Below are 15,680 nucleotides of genomic sequence, written 5' to 3'. Positions count from 1 at the left end.
TTTATTTTGAAATGGTTAACCGTCTAAACTCTTTCTCGACTTCTACATAGTGCTTTCCATCTTCTTCCACAAACATCTCTAACAAATCACCATCTACCTCCACATGATACACATCAAACGGGAGTCCAATAACGTATATTTTATAATTGTCAAAACGTTCATGATACATCCCTTCCGTATGTTGGACGATTGTCAAGCTATTTTGTTCTCCCTCGACGATAAAATATTTCTCGTTGTATACACTTTGTTCGTAAGCGAAGGTCTCTCCGTGGTCTATATAAACGTGAGATTCATGTCGTCCTTGGGCCCAAAATACATTTAATTTCAACGCGTCGATATTCTTTTCCATCGTGTATTGCATTACCGGAAATTCAGGAATAATACTTCCGCCGCGAATAAAAATAGGCATTTCGTTTAATGGGGTTTCTACGGTATGTTCTTGTCCGCCCTCCAATACGGCATGATCAAAATAATAATACCAATTCCCCTCGGGCAAATATACAATCTTGGATTGCTGCCCCGGTTGAATAACCGGCGAAACAAGAATATGATGTCCGAAAGCAAATTCTTCTTCCCGTTGCAGATTTTCAGGCTTATGTTGTTCTAACAAAGAAACAGGACGTAAAATTGGCTCCTTATACTTATACTGTCTCCAAAAGACCGTATAAAAATAAGGCAACAGCTGATAACGAAGTTCAATAAATTTCTTACAGATAGCTTCCCATTCAGGACCAAAACTCCAAGGTTCTCTATCACGCGTATCGCCGGCAGAATGGACGCGCATAAATGGAGAGAATACGCCAAATTGCATCCAGCGGGTATAAAGTTCGCCGTCCGGCTCGCCGGTAAACCCGCCGATGTCCGTACCACAAAATGACAAGCCTGAAACGGACAGGCGCTGTAGTTGGAGTATACCGATCTTTAAATGTTCCCATGTTGCAATGTTGTCGCCCGTCCACACGGACGAATAACGTTGTACACCTGCATAAGCTGCTCGGGTAATTGTAAATGGGCGTCTGTTTTTCTGAAGTTTCTTTAAGCCGTCAAATGTAGCTCGCACCATCTGCATGCCATATATATTATGTGCTTTACGGTGAGACCCCCGCAAACCTTCAAAATAATGTCGCACATCATCCGGGAAAGTCCCGCGACCAAATACAGCTGGTTCGTTCATATCATTCCATACACCCGCCACACCATCGGCTACCAAACCACGGTATAGGGTTCCCCACCATTCGCGCACTTTGGGATTGGTATAATCCGGAAATTGACAACGACCGGGCCATACGTAACCCTCCATATAGTAATCGTCTCCCCTGCGACAGAAATATTTGTTTTCTTTACCTTCGTTGAACACCCAATAATCCTCATCCACTTTAATACCTGGATCGATCATGACAACCGTTCTAAAACCATCGGCCGCTAAATCGGAGATCATCTTTCGCGGATCGGGGAAATAGCGCTTATTCCAAGTAAAGCACCGATAACCATCCATATAGTCGATGTCGAGATAAATAGCATCGCAGGGTATCTGACGTTTACGGAATTCATAAGCAACCTCCCGTACATTCGCTTCTGGATAATAACTCCAACGACATTGATGATAGCCAATGGCCCATAAAGGAGGCATATCGTGGGTGCCTGTCAGTTCGTGATATCGCTTTACAACGTCCATCATCTGCGGCCCGTGGAGGTAATAGTATTGCAATTCTCCTCCCTCCGACCAATAGCTTGTCTGATCCGGTCGTTCGGCCGCAAAGTCAAAATAAGTCTTAAAAGTGTTATCGAAAAAAATACCATAGGCATCGCCGCCTGTTACACCAACATAAAACGGAATGGTTTTATATAAGGGATCTTGGTTAAATCCGAAACCGTAGGTATCTGAATTCCAATTCTGAAATCGCTTTCCGCGTAAGTTTAGATTTGTAGATTTGTCGCCCAATCCAAAAAATGCCTCATCCGCCGGTGTATCTTTTGTACAATACACATAATACCCGCCAAACTCAGGATTTTCCTCCCAGTGCATCGGCTGTTGGTCAGCATTCATCACTTTTCCCTCCGGCGTCTCGAAGGATACTAGAAAATCTTTTTTTTGTAATTGACAAATCACGGCGTTGGTTTTAATTTGAAACGCATCGTCTGTCTCTACAAGCGTAAAAGACGTAGGGTGTAGATCGAGATCTTTTTTTATGGCATAAGAAAAGTCTTCTAGAAACAGGTTTCTCGGAGCCAAACGTACCCGAATAATGTCGTCTGAAAAAATCTTAATTTCTACGCTGGCTTTCCCGTCAGTAAATACAAATACATTACCCTGCTTACTGTAGGAAAGTATCGCATTCAAGTACTTTTTCTCCACCGCAGGCACATCAAGCACAGGATTATTGACGTGATGGATATTATCCAAGGTTTCTTCCTGCAATATATCCGTAGCGATCTCTCCTTTTTTTTGGGATTCTGCCATATTCTTTTCTATTTAGTTTTGTGTCGGGGTTACATCGGTATTAAAGTACGATAAAATTCGACAAAAAGAAAACAAAAAACCGGAATTATCTAACTACGGATGGCTTCTACGGGATCAAGTTTGGCGGCTTGGATAGCGGGTACGATTCCCGAAATCAGTCCAATAAGGGTAGATAACACGGTCGTCAGTATAACCATCTTCAGACTGACGATGATCACCATGCCCGTCAATATAGTTGCCAAAGCAGCAAGCCCATAAACCATTAGCAGACCGATCCCTCCTCCGATAAGGCACAGTAGAATACTTTCGATTAAAAATTGGGATAGAATGAAAAATTGCTTTGCCCCCAATGCTTTCTGTATACCGATCAGATTCGTGCGCTCTTTTACACTAACAAACATGATATTGGCAATACCGAAGCCGCCGACAAGAATAGAAAATATACCGATGAAAAATCCAGCTAGGTTAATAATCGCAAACATCTGATCCAGTTGGGCAGTGATCAGCGTAGTTTGGTTGATCGAAAAATTATCTTCCCGCTGCGGAGGTAAACGACGAGCCGAGCGCAACAGTCCTATTAATTCACTTTCGGCTTCTTCTAACGCGTAATCTCGTTTGACTTCTACCGCTATACTAGGACCATAGTTTTCGTAATTCACAAGATTTCTGGCTAAGAGGAAAGGTATATAGGCCACCTCGTCATTAGAAACATTCAGTAACACGCCCGAACCCTCTCTCTTCAATACGCCCACAACCTGCAATTTTCTCCCTAAAAGTGTTACGTACTTCCCAATCGGTGTCGTATTAGGAAAGAGCCCTTCGGCAATCGTAGCTCCTAGAATAACGCGATGGCTTCCCGATCGTGATTCCTGTTCAGTAAAATAGCGACCATCTACTATATCTAGATTCCTGATGGAATACATTTCGTGCGTCACCGCTGTTATATTGATATTGGATGCCGAATTGTTCAAGTATTTCGCAGTAGCATTAGGAATATTTATAGAATAAGCAACTTGTTCTGCTGTAGTCATCCGACTTTTCACGACTTCAAAATCGGCATATTTTGGCTCAGGCCGATTGATATATCTCCACCAGGGATAATCCCCACCGCCGCCCCACGGCCATTTTTCTACATAGAGTGTGCGGCTTCCTATTTTACGAACAGATTCTTCTAAGTTATTTCTTAACGTATCGACTGCAGAAAAAACACTGATAATCGTCATGATACCGATCGTTACTCCTAACAAAGACAGCAATGTACGCGTACGGTTATCCCGCAATGCCGATATTGCAAATAGAAAACTTTCCTTAATAAGCGTAAAAACCGAAAACATATAGGGATAAAAGTAAATATTTTTTTTCGCTTTATTATGCTTAACTTTGTAAGCATTTTTGGAACCCAAACTGAGCTTATTTGTTAGGTTTCAACAAAAAGCATATCGAAACAAATGAATCGTGAGGTACATCCTATTTTATTAATGTGCATCACGTGCTCTCAACAGATAAAAAAGTAATTAGATGAAATTATCACAATTTAAATTCAATTTACCGGAATCATTGTTGGCAAGCGAACCATCAGAACATCGTGATGAATCGCGTTTAATGGTTTTGCATCGTGATTCGGGAAAAATAGAACACAAAATTTTTAAAGATGTACTGGATTACTTTGATGACAAGGATGTCATGATTTTGAATAACACCAAAGTGTTTCCAGCTCGCATGTATGGCAACAAAGAAAAAACTGGGGCCACAATTGAAGTGTTTTTATTAAGAGAGTTGAACAAAGAGTTACGTCTGTGGGATGTTTTAGTTGACCCAGCACGTAAAATCCGAGTTGGTAACAAACTATATTTTGGTGAAGAAGATTTGTTGGTGGCCGAAGTTGTGGACAATACGACTTCGCGGGGACGTACTATTCGATTTCTTTTTGACGGTACGGACGAAGAATTCCGACGTAATATTGAAATCTTAGGAGAAACGCCGCTCCCTAAATACATAAAGCGTAAGGCAACTCCGGAAGATAAGTTTCGCTATCAAACGATATATGCGAAAAATGAGGGCGCCGTGGCAGCTCCCACCGCTGGACTTCACTTCTCACGGGAGTTGATGAAGCGATTAGAATTAAAGGGTGTCGAATTTGCTGAGGTGACCTTGCACGTAGGTTTAGGAACTTTCCGAACGGTAGAAGTAGAAGATCTTACTAAACATAAGATGGACTCTGAACAATTTATTATTAGTGAGGAAGCTGCACGCACTGTAAACAGGGGTCTCGATGAGAAACGCCGTATCTGTTCGGTGGGCACGACTTCCATGCGCGCTATTGAATCCTCCGTTTCGGCAGATAAACACCTTAAAGCTGCAAATGATTGGACTAGCAAATTTATCTATCCTCCGTACGATTTCAGCATTGCCAATTCCATGATCACAAATTTTCATACACCGGAATCTACCCTTTTGGTAATGATCGCGGCGTTCGGTGGATATGAAAATGTAATGAATGCATACGAGGTAGCGGTAAAAGAGAAATATAGATTTTATTCTTACGGTGATGCGATGTTAATCATTTAGTAAGGCATCATTCAGATACACTAAAAAGAAGAGCGGTAGGAAATTACCGCTCTTCTTTTTTTTGGAGAACTGTAAACAAAAAAAGAAGCCGCTTCGTAAATACGAAGCGGCTTCTTTTTTCTAATTTTTATACAATAAAACTTAGTTTACTTGCTCCGCAGGAACTACGGACACATAAGATTTATTGTCTGCTTTTTTACGGAAAACTACAGTACCATCAACCAAAGCATGCAATGTATGGTCTTTCCCCATACCTACATTTTTATCCGGGTTATGTTTTGTACCGCGCTGACGAACTATAATGTTACCAGCAATAGCTTGTTGACCGCCAAAAATTTTAACGCCCAATCTCTTACTGTGTGACTCACGGCCGTTCTTTGAACTACCCGCACCTTTTTTGTGTGCCATCTTTTATCTTAATTTATGACGTAACGTCAGATTAAAAATTCTTGTTTTGCTCCTTACAGCGTAATGCCTGTTATTTGGATTTTGGTAAATTGTTGACGGTGACCATTTTTCTTTTTATAGCCTTTACGACGTTTCTTTTTGAAAACGATAACCTTATCACCTTTTAAATGAGACAAAATCGTAGCCGAAACTTTCGCTCCTTCAATAGTAGGCGCACCTACCGTGAATTTACCAGCATCTTCTGCTAACAATACATTGTCAAATTCAATACTAGCGCCTTCATCTCCTTGTAAACGGTGCACAAAAAGATACTGGTCTTTTGCAACCTTAAATTGCTGTCCTGCTATATTTACTATTGCGTACATTGTTATTAATATAAATTGTTAATATTTCAATAAGCTGCAAAGATATGCAATTATGTAAAATTTTAAAAATAAAAAATGAAAAAGCAATTAACTACTAAAATACGCCCGTACATTTTTACCTTCTACCCAATTCATAAATGCTCTGTTGACCACTTTATTACCGCCTGGTGTAGGATAGTTCCCGGAAAAGTACCAATCTCCTAAGTGCTTCGGACAAGCTTTATGTAGGTTATCGAGCGTTTGATAAACAACCTCCAACTCTGCTTCTAAATGATGAGGACGGATAATCCGAGAGATTTCTGCCGAAATTTCATCGTCTGTAAAAGGCTCATAAATCGCTTTTACATAGTTCTCCACTTCATCTTTCGGCATCAAAAGAGAAGCCAGACATTTCTGATATACTTCATCGATCACATGTGCCATTCCACCACTTTTCAACAAATTAATGGCGGCCTCAAACGCAACAAATTCTCCCATCCTTGACATATCTATCCCATAACAATCCGGATAACGAATTTGTGGAGCGGAGGATACGATGACAATTTTCTTCGGATGCAACCGATCTAAGATCGTCAATATACTTTGTTTAAGCGTGGTTCCTCGTACGATAGAGTCATCAATTGCGACAATCGTATCGACATCGTTCTGAACAATACCATAAGTCGTATCATAAACGTGCTGTACCATATCCGTACGATCGGCATCTTGCGTGATAAATGTCCGTAACTTGGCATCTTTAACGTTCAGCTTTTCAAAACGAGGGGTAATGTTAATCATTTCCTCCAGTTCTGCATCAGAAATCTTATCCGCACGATTCAGCAGGACATCCTTTTGGAAGTCTCGTACGTATGCATTTATTCCTTCCATCATACCATAATACGACACTTCTGCCGTATTTGGAATAAAGGAAAACACCGTGTTTTTAATATCATTATCCACTGCTTTGAGCACTTGTGGACATAATAAACGGCCCAATTCTTTGCGTTCTTTATAGATATCAGCATCAGACCCTCTTGAAAAATAAATGCGCTCAAACGAACAGGATTTCTGTTCTACCGGTTGCCGGAACATTTCCTCGCTTATCGTACCATCCTTTTTCGCAATCAAGGCGTGTCCCGGCTTAATCTCTTTAACTGCTTCCAACGGAATATTGAGTGCTGTTTGGATAACGGGACGTTCAGAAGCAACAACTAGTACTTCATCATCTTGATAATAGAAAGCTGGCCGTATTCCCGCTGGATCGCGCATGACAAAAGCATCACCATGACCAAAGATTCCCGCAATAGTGTAGCCACCATCCCAAGTCTTCGCAGAACGTGTCAATATTTTCGCAACATCTAAATTTTTTGCAATTAATGCACTTATTTCAATATTAGAATATCCTTCCCTTTTGAACTTATCGAATAACTCTTGATTTTCATCATCTAAGAAGTGGCCAATTTTCTCCAATACGGTAACGGTATCCGCCTGTTCTTTCGGATGTTGTCCCAATTCATACAACTGCTGTAGAAGTTCGTCAACATTCGTCATGTTGAAGTTACCCGCCACAACAAGATTTCGACTCATCCAGTTATTTTGCCGCAGAAAAGGGTGACAACTCTCGATACTGTTTTTCCCATGGGTTCCGTATCGTAAATGCCCTAACAGGACCTCTCCGGTAAAACTAACATGCTGTTTGAGCCATTTCGTATCCTTAGACTCTACAGGATATGCCTTGTTTACCGCAGCGAATTTCTTTTGTATGTATTCGAAAATATCTGCTACTGCAGAGGAGCCCATGGCGCGGTATCGGGAGATATATCGATGACCGGGCTTTACATCAAATTTAATAGTGGCGATACCCGCTCCATCTTGGCCTCGATTATGTTGCTTCTCCATGAGAAGATACATTTTGTTGACACCATAATAGGGCGTACCATATTTTTCTTGATAATAAGACAGGGGTTTTAATAATCGAACAAGTGCTATTCCGCACTCATGTTTTATTGCGTCACTCATAGCTTGAATTGATGCTGCAAAGGTAAGCATTATTTAGAAAAAAACTATGCTCTCTTCTACTGCGCAATTATATGTCATCTAAACAAATGACAAAGGAAAGATATTTACAAATCCTCGCTTTGTTCTAAATCCTCATGGTTATCCCCTCCCAGACTATAGTAATTATTTTCCTCGTCTTCTGAACCAACATCTTCTTGCGTATCATCTAACTCGGAACCGGGCACATCCAGTCCTTCATCCAGCGATGGTTCCCGTTCGTCTTCTTCCTGGCCTACCTTGTCACTCAAGATACGCTCTTCCTGCTCGAATATATCTTCATCTTCTGGATAATGAGGATATCCGGGCAGGTCTTTCTCTTTTTCTTCTCCGGATTTATGTTTTCTTGAATCTTGCATAATGAATATGATTTTATTCGTGCGACCAATGATTTATCTACTATTCTACATTTTTTTCTTCATCAGTTAAAGGTGCTGGTGGAATCTCGTCCACCTCCCGTTCGATTTCTCTGACTTCTATATGTACCGCGAACTCGGACGGTTCTATTGGCACGCCTTTATGGGTTGCGTATTCACGGGTATAAATTGCCCCTAAGTATAAAATTGCCGCTGTATAGTAGACCCATAACAAAATCAACACAATCGAACTAGCGGTACCATAAGTCGATTCTGTATCGGAACTTTCAATATAAATGCCAATCAATAAGCGCCCGACTACAAAAAGCAATCCGGTGAAAAGGGCGCCCGATCGAACGGTGCGCCATTCGATATTAACATCCGGTAAAACCTTAAAAATCACCGCAAATAACACGAAGATGACGCCAAAAGAAAGAAAAAAGTTAATGGCGTTGAACAAAAACACGGTGACATCTGGAAAATATTGCTGTAATCGATCCGTGAAAGCTAGGATGGCACCATTAATTATTAAGGTTACCACCAACAAAAAGCCGAGCCCGATGACCAAGGACGAAGACAGTAGCCTATCTTTCAACATCTTTAACCAGCCCTTTTTTACCTTTGGGCGGACGTGCCAAATTTTATTGATCGAATTCTGAATATCTCCGAATACGGTCGTCGCTCCAATCAATAGTGTCACAGCACTTATTAGTAATGCTATATTCGATTTTCCGGAAAGAGACAGGTTTCGAATTACCTCTTGAATCTGGCTGGCTGCGCTCGCTCCTACGAAACCACGTAACTCTTCAAAAACCTTTCCCTGGATTGCATCCTCACCTAAAAAGATTCCAGCTAAGGAAATCATCAATACTAAAATAGGCCCTAAGGAAAAGACAGTATAGTAAGCCAATGAAGCACTGTACTTCAAACTATCTTCACTCGTAAATCCCAAAGCCGTATTCTTTAAAATAATAAAATGAGATCTAAAAAAACTTTCTTTGTCCTTTGTCATACGCTATACACTAAGTGACTACATTAATAAACGGCTTGCCATCGCAAATGTTTAAAAAAATATCCCGAATCCATATCCAGCGCAATCACCTACAACAATTTATGGGCTATGTTGTTCTAGATATAACATGAAACGACACCGACATCCTATAAAAAGAAATAAAAAACTGATCTTCGCGGGATTTGCTATTCTCATTGGTGGCATGTGTATGCGGTTAGCTTGGGCCTTTCTGCACCACCCCTTGGGGCCAGTTATTATTATTGCGGGGGCGGTTCTGTTTTTGGGAGGGGTTATCGTATTTATAAACACTATTTACAATCAGCGGCATAAATTTTAACTTCTCACACCACTCATCTATAATAACCGAACCAGAAATGTTACTTTTGGCTTAGCAGTTTTAGATAAACCCAATGCTATGTTCAGAAATCTTTTTTTTCTTACCATAAGCCTATTGCTTATATCATCGTGTACAAATATGTCCGAAGAGAACTTATCGAGGACCCAAAAGAGGGATCATATTTTACAAACGATAGTCCCTCCTCCTATATCCGACAGTGTATTAAACCTACAAGATTTTGGCGCGCTAGGGGACTCACTTACAGATAACAAGCCGGCCTTTGATAGTGTCATCGAAAAATGCAAAGCATTAGGTGGAGGAAGAATTGTAGTTTCGCCCGGCATCTATTTGGTAAATGGCCCTATCCATTTAATAAGCAATGTCACGCTCGACCTACAAAAAGGCGCTAAGTTGGTTTTTGGTTCAAACCCAGACGATTATTTACCTGCAGTACTAACTAGCTGGGAAGGAACATTTTTGTATAACTATAGTCCCTTTATTTACGCCTATCAAGCAAAGAACGTCGCGATTATTGGCGAAGGTATAATTGACGGAAATGCTAAAGACACCTTCAGCACGTGGCATGCAAAGCAAAAGCCGAGTCAAATGCTGAGCCGGAAAATGAACCATGAGGACACACCGGTAGAAGAACGCATATTTGGATCAGGGCACTATCTAAGGCCTCACCTCGTTCAGTTTTTTGAATGTAAAAACATCTTGATAGAGGACGTTACGCTAGCTAATTCACCGTTTTGGTGTGTCCACCTACTAAAGTCGGAAAATATTACAGCCAGAAGGGTAAAGTTTGATGCCTTTAATAAAAACAACGACGGATTCGACCCAGAGTATTCCAAGAATATTTTAATCGAAGATATTGATTTTAATAATGCGGACGACAATGTTGCTATTAAAGCCGGCCGAGATCATGAAGGTAGAAAAACTGGAATTACTTCTGAAAACATTATCATCCGTAATTGTCGATTTAAAGGTTTACACGGTGTCGTCATTGGAAGTGAAATGTCGGCGGGGGTACAAAATGTTTTTGTGGAGGATTGCACGTTTGGCGGATATTGCAAACGTGGCATCTATTTGAAATCGAATCCTGATCGAGGTGGTTTTATCCGCGACATTTATGTAAATAACGTAGAATTTGGTGAAGTAGAGGATTGTTTCTTCATCACATCCTATTATCATGGCGAAGGATCTGGGCATGAAACAGATATACGAGATATTTTTGTCGACAACCTACGTTGTCATAAAGTGCACAACGCGGCTTTAGTCATTCAGGGCTATCCAACAAAAAAAGTGAGCGACATACATTTTTCAAATATCCAGATAGATACCGCTAAAACCGCTATCAGTTTCACCAACACAGAAAACATCGTATTTAATAATATTATCATTGGAGATGAAGTCAAGGTGCCATCACATGCTAATAGCCACACTGTTTTAAAATAAGAAGTTATTTCTTCTCCACCAGATACTTCCAGTATCTTCTAGGAACATGCTGGAGATGCAACTTCATATTTTTTCGCGCTTCAATATTGGTACTGGTATAATAGTGCTTCCACAGGTGCTGAAAAAGTTCGTCCCGTTCGTCCAGGGCAATCGCAATTGAAGGTGCCGCTGCTCCTTGTACTTCTTTTAGGCTAAGGTGCACCTCTCCCACCTGTCGCATATCGGACAGCAGACCATACTTGCGCTTCATATCATAAATAAGCCAAGGCATATCGGCGTATCTTTTTCTAAAAAAGTCCGAAATTAATGGCAATACGTTAAAATCCGGTTCCACCAATGCAAAATACAGGCCATCCGAGCTTTTACTAAAACGGATAAACGCTTTCATACGATGACGTTCGCGACTTACCTTTTTTAATATCTGTGAAAAGTATAATACCTGGTCGTTACCATAATGTTGCCGTATATCTGCCCGACCGTTAAATATTTGATGCAAAATAAAAAAAGAAGCTAGCCAAGCTTTCCGGTCTTCGGAAAGGAATGCTCGATAGAAATCCATCGCTTCCACATTACCGACACGTTTCTGTAATCCTTTCTGAACGCGTAATGCTTTTCGGTTATCGGTCACGATTGTCCTCGTTTCCGCAAATAGCGCTATTTGATAATCCGTGTGCACCAGGGGAGTGATAGGAAACTCCTTTCTTTCAAAGCTTTCAAATACGCAGCATAAAAAGCCTAAATAGGTGCCATCAAATAAATAGTACATATTAAAATAACGTTAATTGTCCAGCAACGACCTTTCGTTGATTATGGCGGGTACCTGCACTCAAAATAGCATGTCGAACGTGCTCCATACTCGGGCTCCCCAATATAAAAGGAGTATCGACGCATTGCAAAAAATATTTCGCACGGTTGTAGGCTATACCCATCTTTTGAAGTTGATAAATATGTAATCTTCCAAATTTTCGCGCCTGTACAATCTTTAGTGCAGACTGCCTGCCTATTCCGGGTATCCGAATGATAGCGTTAAAGTCGGCGGTATTCACATCCACCGGAAAAAAATGAGGATTACGTAATGCCCAACTTAATTTAGGATCGATATCCAGATCCAGATGTATATGTTGCGGATTTAAAATTTCGTCGAGTTGAAAACCGTAGAAACGCAACAACCAATCCGTTTGATATAGCCGGTTTTCACGAACCAAGGGCGGTGCTGAACCAATTTGTGGTAACAAAGAATTGCTGTTGTTTATGGGAATATAACCACTATAATAAACCCGCTTCAGTTTATAGTTCTTATAGAAATCATGGGCTACCTGCATGATTTCAAAATCATTTTCGGGCGTTGCGCCGATCACCATTTGCGTACTTTGACCAGCGGGAACAAAAATCGGCGTGTGTTTTATGAGTTTCTTTTCTTCTTTAAAAGATGCTATCTGATCTTTCACAAACGCCAATGGTTTCTTTACGGATTCATGGTCTTTCTCTGGAGCTACCAACTTAAGCCCTGCTTCTGTCGGTAATTCCAAATTGATACTCATCCGATCAACATATAGTCCAGCTTCCTTTATCAACTCCTCACTCGCACCGGGAATCGTTTTGAGATGGATATACCCATTATATCGTTCTTCTTGGCGCAACTTTTTCACGATCCGCAACATGCGTTCCATCGTAAAATCTGCATCTTTGAAGATGCCGGAACTCAGAAAAAGTCCTTCAATATAGTTGCGTCGGTAAAAGTTCATCGTAAGATCGACTACCTCTTCTACGGTAAAGGCAGCTCTTTTCACATCATTGCTTTTACGGCTTACACAAAACGCGCAATCATAGATACAATGATTGGTTAGTAGAATCTTTAGTAAGGACACACAGCGTCCATCTTCCGTATAGGTATGGCAGATGCCGGATGCCGAAGCATCGCCGACCCCTCCTTTATTCTTTCTCGTACTTCCACTGGAACTACAACTCACATCATATTTGGCGGCATCCGCCAATATCTTCAATTTTTCTTCAATTCGCAGCATATTACAACAAAAATACTAATTTTTTTAGCGAAAAACATAAAGTCAGAAAGTTGGTTATTTATTAATATATGCTACAGTTCCGACAAGAAGGTATTTATTGTATACCGGGCAATTTTTTTATTGACCCGTGGCAACCTGTAGATTTCGCTGTGGTGACACATGGGCATGCCGACCACGCACGCTGGGGTATGAAAAATTACCTGTGCCATCATTTTACGGTACCTATATTGAAAAGCCGTATCGGCATCGACATTTCCGTGCAGGGTCTTTCCTACCATGAATCCATTCACATTAATGGCGTCAAGGTATCGTTGCATCCGGCAGGACATATCATCGGATCTGCGCAGATCCGAATGGAATATAAAGGAAAAGTATGCGTAGTTTCTGGAGATTACAAAACTCAAAATGATGGTTTATCAGCCCCTTTCGAGTCTATTAAGTGCCATGAATTTGTCTCCGAAAGTACTTTCGGACTCCCTATCTATCATTGGTTATCGGTGGAGCAGCAAAATCAACACATGCAAAATTGGGTTTTACAGAATCAGACAAACGGTAAAACATCCGTTTTTATTGGCTATTCGCTAGGCAAAGCGCAACGCATTATGAAGGCTCTTGTAGGTATCGCCCCTTTGCATGTACACTATTCTATAGCGAAACTCAATCAAGCCTACGAAAGTGTTGGTGTCAAGCTACCTCCTTACAATATTATCAATCTTCAAGAAGACATCAAACAGGTAGATACGCATATTGTTATCGTTCCACCCGCCTTAGCCGATTCTAAAGTAATCCATAAAATACCGCATATGGCAAATGCTATTTGTTCGGGATGGATGCAGGTACGCGGATCCCGCCGTTGGCGGAGTGCTGACGCGGGTTTTGCCATAAGTGATCACGCCGATTGGCAAGGACTCTTGGATGTGATAAAAGCTACCGAAGCCGAAAAGGTTTATATAACACACGGACAAACAGCCGTGTTCACCAAATATCTGAACGAGATCGGCATATTGGCGGAAGAAGTTAGGACAGTATTTGGAAATGAGGAAGAAGAACTTGAAAAAACATAAGTGAGAAAATTATGAGAGCCTTCGCCACCTTAATTAATGCCTTGGATAGCACCAACAAAACCAATTTAAAATTGGAGGCTATCGACCGTTTTCTCCTAGAAGCCGACAATGACGACAAATTATGGTTTCTTGCTCTCTTTACCGGTAAGCGTCCTAAACGCAATATCAATACCACATTGATGAAGCAATGGGCGATCGAAGTGACCGGTATTCCCGAGTGGTTATTCCAAGAGTCTTATGCTGCTGTAGGCGATTTGGGTGAAACTATTGCTTTGATTTTACCACAAGCTCACCACTATGTGGATCGGACGCTCACAGCTTGGATGAATAGGATTATAGCGTTGAAAGACAGTACGGAGGCTGAAAAAAAAGAATTTGTCTTGCAAGCGTGGAACAATCTCCCTACTACCGAACGTTTTATCTTCAATAAACTATTAGGCGGCAGTTTCCGTTTAGGTGTCTCTTCCAAGACACTTATCAATGCTTTAGCAAGACATTATCAGATGGACGCCAGCACGGTAACCCATAGTGTCATGGGCGATTGGAAAATGGGTGAGGTGACATTTGAAAATCTTATAAAAGGTCATTATACCGATACGCAACTTTCCAAGCCCTACCCTTTTTGTCTAGCTTACCCGTTGGAAAAGGATTTGAATGAACTGGGAGACGTGAAGGATTGGCAAATAGAATACAAATGGGATGGTATCCGCGGACAGTTCATCAAACGCGACAATGAAGTATTTATCTGGTCACGTGGCGAGGAACTAGTTACCGATCAGTTCCCGGAGATACGAGATATACTGCGGCAATGGCAGGGAAACTTTGTTATCGATGGCGAAATTCTAGTCGTGAAAGAACAGGAGGTCATGAATTTTTCGGCGCTACAAAAACGTCTAAACCGGAAAACGATCAGCAAAAAATTATTGGAAGAATTTCCTGTTCAAGTATATGCTTATGACCTCATGGAATGGGAAGGCGACGATTGGCGACAAAAAAGCATGTTGGAAAGACGACAACAATTGGAAGCATTATTCTTTCTTAATCCATCTCCTCATTTGCACTTATCCAAAGTTATTACTATTGATCACTGGGAAGCGTTAAAGTCGATTCGGGAAAACGCGCGTTCCATCAACAGCGAGGGCATCATGCTAAAACACAAAGTATCTCTTTATCATACAGGACGTAAGAAAGGCGATTGGTGGAAATGGAAAATCGATCCATTAACAATTGACGCTGTTTTAATTTATGCCCAAAAGGGAAGCGGGCGGAGAAGTGCCTATTACACCGATTATACCTTTGCTGTGCGACATGGCGAGCATTTAGTGACGATCGCAAAAGCCTACTCCGGACTAACAGATAAGGAAATAAAAGAGGTTAGTCGTTTTGTCAACAAAAACGCCTTGGAAAAGTTTGGCCCGGTGCGAACCGTCAAACCCGAATTAGTATTCGAAATAGCTTTCGAGGGCATTGCTTTTAGTAACCGGCATAAGTCGGGTGTAGCTTTACGGTTCCCGCGAATAGCACGTTGGCGAACGGACAAAACGGTTGCGGACATCGATGATATTGAAGAAATCAAAAAAATGATTCATTGAT

At 41.1% G+C, this 15,680-nt stretch carries 13 protein-coding genes; 4 read left to right on the top strand and 9 right to left on the bottom strand.

All coding sequences use genetic code 11. The annotated features are described in order from the left end of the window. Position 1: 1 nt before the first annotated feature. Both LKO28_RS12345 and LKO28_RS12340 read right to left on the bottom strand, forming a co-directional pair. On the bottom strand, positions 2-2,461 hold the full coding sequence (locus tag LKO28_RS12345; RefSeq protein ID WP_227695201.1) for a glycoside hydrolase family 31 protein: 2,460 nt from the start codon (positions 2,459-2,461) through the stop codon (positions 2-4). Between the two features lie 89 nt (positions 2,462-2,550). Beyond that, entirely contained in the window at positions 2,551-3,795 is a 1,245-nt protein-coding gene (locus LKO28_RS12340; protein ID WP_227695200.1) for an ABC transporter permease, read from the bottom strand. A gap of 184 nt (positions 3,796-3,979) precedes the next feature. Here LKO28_RS12340 and queA point away from each other — a divergent pair, with 184 nt between their 5' ends. Continuing rightward, on the top strand, positions 3,980-5,029 hold the full coding sequence (queA, locus tag LKO28_RS12335; RefSeq protein WP_227695198.1) for a tRNA preQ1(34) S-adenosylmethionine ribosyltransferase-isomerase QueA: 1,050 nt from the start codon (positions 3,980-3,982) through the stop codon (positions 5,027-5,029). Between the two features lie 141 nt (positions 5,030-5,170). Here the strand turns inward: queA and rpmA are convergent, their stop codons facing one another. From rpmA to LKO28_RS12310, 5 genes are all read right to left on the bottom strand, one after another. Beyond that, entirely contained in the window at positions 5,171-5,437 is a 267-nt protein-coding gene (gene rpmA / locus LKO28_RS12330) for a 50S ribosomal protein L27 (RefSeq protein WP_227695196.1), read from the bottom strand. Positions 5,438-5,490: 53 nt separating this feature from the next. Next, positions 5,491-5,802: a 50S ribosomal protein L21 gene (gene rplU, locus LKO28_RS12325; protein WP_227695195.1), complete on the bottom strand. Its 312-nt coding sequence runs from the start codon at positions 5,800-5,802 to the stop codon at positions 5,491-5,493. A gap of 87 nt (positions 5,803-5,889) precedes the next feature. Further along, positions 5,890-7,800, bottom strand: a complete 1,911-nt coding sequence (locus LKO28_RS12320; RefSeq protein WP_227695194.1) for a class II glutamine amidotransferase — start codon at positions 7,798-7,800, stop codon at positions 5,890-5,892. A gap of 104 nt (positions 7,801-7,904) precedes the next feature. Next, complete coding sequence (locus LKO28_RS12315) at positions 7,905-8,195, bottom strand: hypothetical protein (RefSeq protein WP_227695193.1); 291 nt, start codon at positions 8,193-8,195, stop codon at positions 7,905-7,907. Positions 8,196-8,235: 40 nt separating this feature from the next. Further along, on the bottom strand, positions 8,236-9,204 hold the full coding sequence (locus tag LKO28_RS12310; RefSeq protein ID WP_227695192.1) for a YihY/virulence factor BrkB family protein: 969 nt from the start codon (positions 9,202-9,204) through the stop codon (positions 8,236-8,238). A gap of 475 nt (positions 9,205-9,679) precedes the next feature. On the opposite strand from LKO28_RS12310, the gene LKO28_RS12305 reads away from it, so the two are divergent. After that, positions 9,680-10,999, top strand: coding sequence for a glycoside hydrolase family 28 protein (locus LKO28_RS12305; protein WP_227695191.1), 1,320 nt, complete (start codon positions 9,680-9,682; stop codon positions 10,997-10,999). A 4-nt stretch (positions 11,000-11,003) separates the two neighbouring features. Here the strand turns inward: LKO28_RS12305 and LKO28_RS12300 are convergent, their stop codons facing one another. Together LKO28_RS12300 and LKO28_RS12295 are read right to left on the bottom strand one after the other, a co-directional pair. Continuing rightward, positions 11,004-11,765, bottom strand: coding sequence for a TIGR03915 family putative DNA repair protein (locus LKO28_RS12300; RefSeq protein WP_227695190.1), 762 nt, complete (start codon positions 11,763-11,765; stop codon positions 11,004-11,006). Position 11,766: 1 nt separating this feature from the next. Further along, positions 11,767-13,023, bottom strand: coding sequence for a putative DNA modification/repair radical SAM protein (locus tag LKO28_RS12295; protein ID WP_227695188.1), 1,257 nt, complete (start codon positions 13,021-13,023; stop codon positions 11,767-11,769). A 68-nt stretch (positions 13,024-13,091) separates the two neighbouring features. Between LKO28_RS12295 and LKO28_RS12290 the strand changes: the two genes are divergently transcribed. Then, complete coding sequence (locus LKO28_RS12290; RefSeq protein WP_227695186.1) at positions 13,092-14,087, top strand: ligase-associated DNA damage response exonuclease; 996 nt, start codon at positions 13,092-13,094, stop codon at positions 14,085-14,087. A gap of 11 nt (positions 14,088-14,098) precedes the next feature. Continuing rightward, a complete protein-coding gene (locus LKO28_RS12285) occupies positions 14,099-15,679 on the top strand; it encodes an ATP-dependent DNA ligase (protein WP_227695185.1) in 1,581 nt (526 codons plus the stop codon). The last annotated feature ends 1 nt before the right edge of the window (position 15,680 follow it).

Origin of the sequence: Sphingobacterium sp. FBM7-1 (assembly GCF_020687765.1) — a bacterium.
Classification (GTDB): Bacteria; Bacteroidota; Bacteroidia; order Sphingobacteriales; family Sphingobacteriaceae; genus Sphingobacterium.
Note: the sequence above shows the minus strand (reverse complement) of the source record. Positions and strands in the feature narration are given on the sequence as shown.

Coding starts and splice junctions, on each gene's coding strand:
- LKO28_RS12345 (WP_227695201.1), bottom strand. CDS start 2,461: ATGGCAGAATCCCAAAAAAAAGGAGAGATCGCTACGGATATATTGCAG.
- LKO28_RS12340 (WP_227695200.1), bottom strand. CDS start 3,795: ATGTTTTCGGTTTTTACGCTTATTAAGGAAAGTTTTCTATTTGCAATA.
- queA (WP_227695198.1), top strand. CDS start 3,980: ATGAAATTATCACAATTTAAATTCAATTTACCGGAATCATTGTTGGCA.
- rpmA (WP_227695196.1), bottom strand. CDS start 5,437: ATGGCACACAAAAAAGGTGCGGGTAGTTCAAAGAACGGCCGTGAGTCA.
- rplU (WP_227695195.1), bottom strand. CDS start 5,802: ATGTACGCAATAGTAAATATAGCAGGACAGCAATTTAAGGTTGCAAAA.
- LKO28_RS12320 (WP_227695194.1), bottom strand. CDS start 7,800: ATGAGTGACGCAATAAAACATGAGTGCGGAATAGCACTTGTTCGATTA.
- LKO28_RS12315 (WP_227695193.1), bottom strand. CDS start 8,195: ATGCAAGATTCAAGAAAACATAAATCCGGAGAAGAAAAAGAGAAAGAC.
- LKO28_RS12310 (WP_227695192.1), bottom strand. CDS start 9,204: ATGACAAAGGACAAAGAAAGTTTTTTTAGATCTCATTTTATTATTTTA.
- LKO28_RS12305 (WP_227695191.1), top strand. CDS start 9,680: ATGTCCGAAGAGAACTTATCGAGGACCCAAAAGAGGGATCATATTTTA.
- LKO28_RS12300 (WP_227695190.1), bottom strand. CDS start 11,765: ATGTACTATTTATTTGATGGCACCTATTTAGGCTTTTTATGCTGCGTA.
- LKO28_RS12295 (WP_227695188.1), bottom strand. CDS start 13,023: ATGCTGCGAATTGAAGAAAAATTGAAGATATTGGCGGATGCCGCCAAA.
- LKO28_RS12290 (WP_227695186.1), top strand. CDS start 13,092: ATGCTACAGTTCCGACAAGAAGGTATTTATTGTATACCGGGCAATTTT.
- LKO28_RS12285 (WP_227695185.1), top strand. CDS start 14,099: ATGAGAGCCTTCGCCACCTTAATTAATGCCTTGGATAGCACCAACAAA.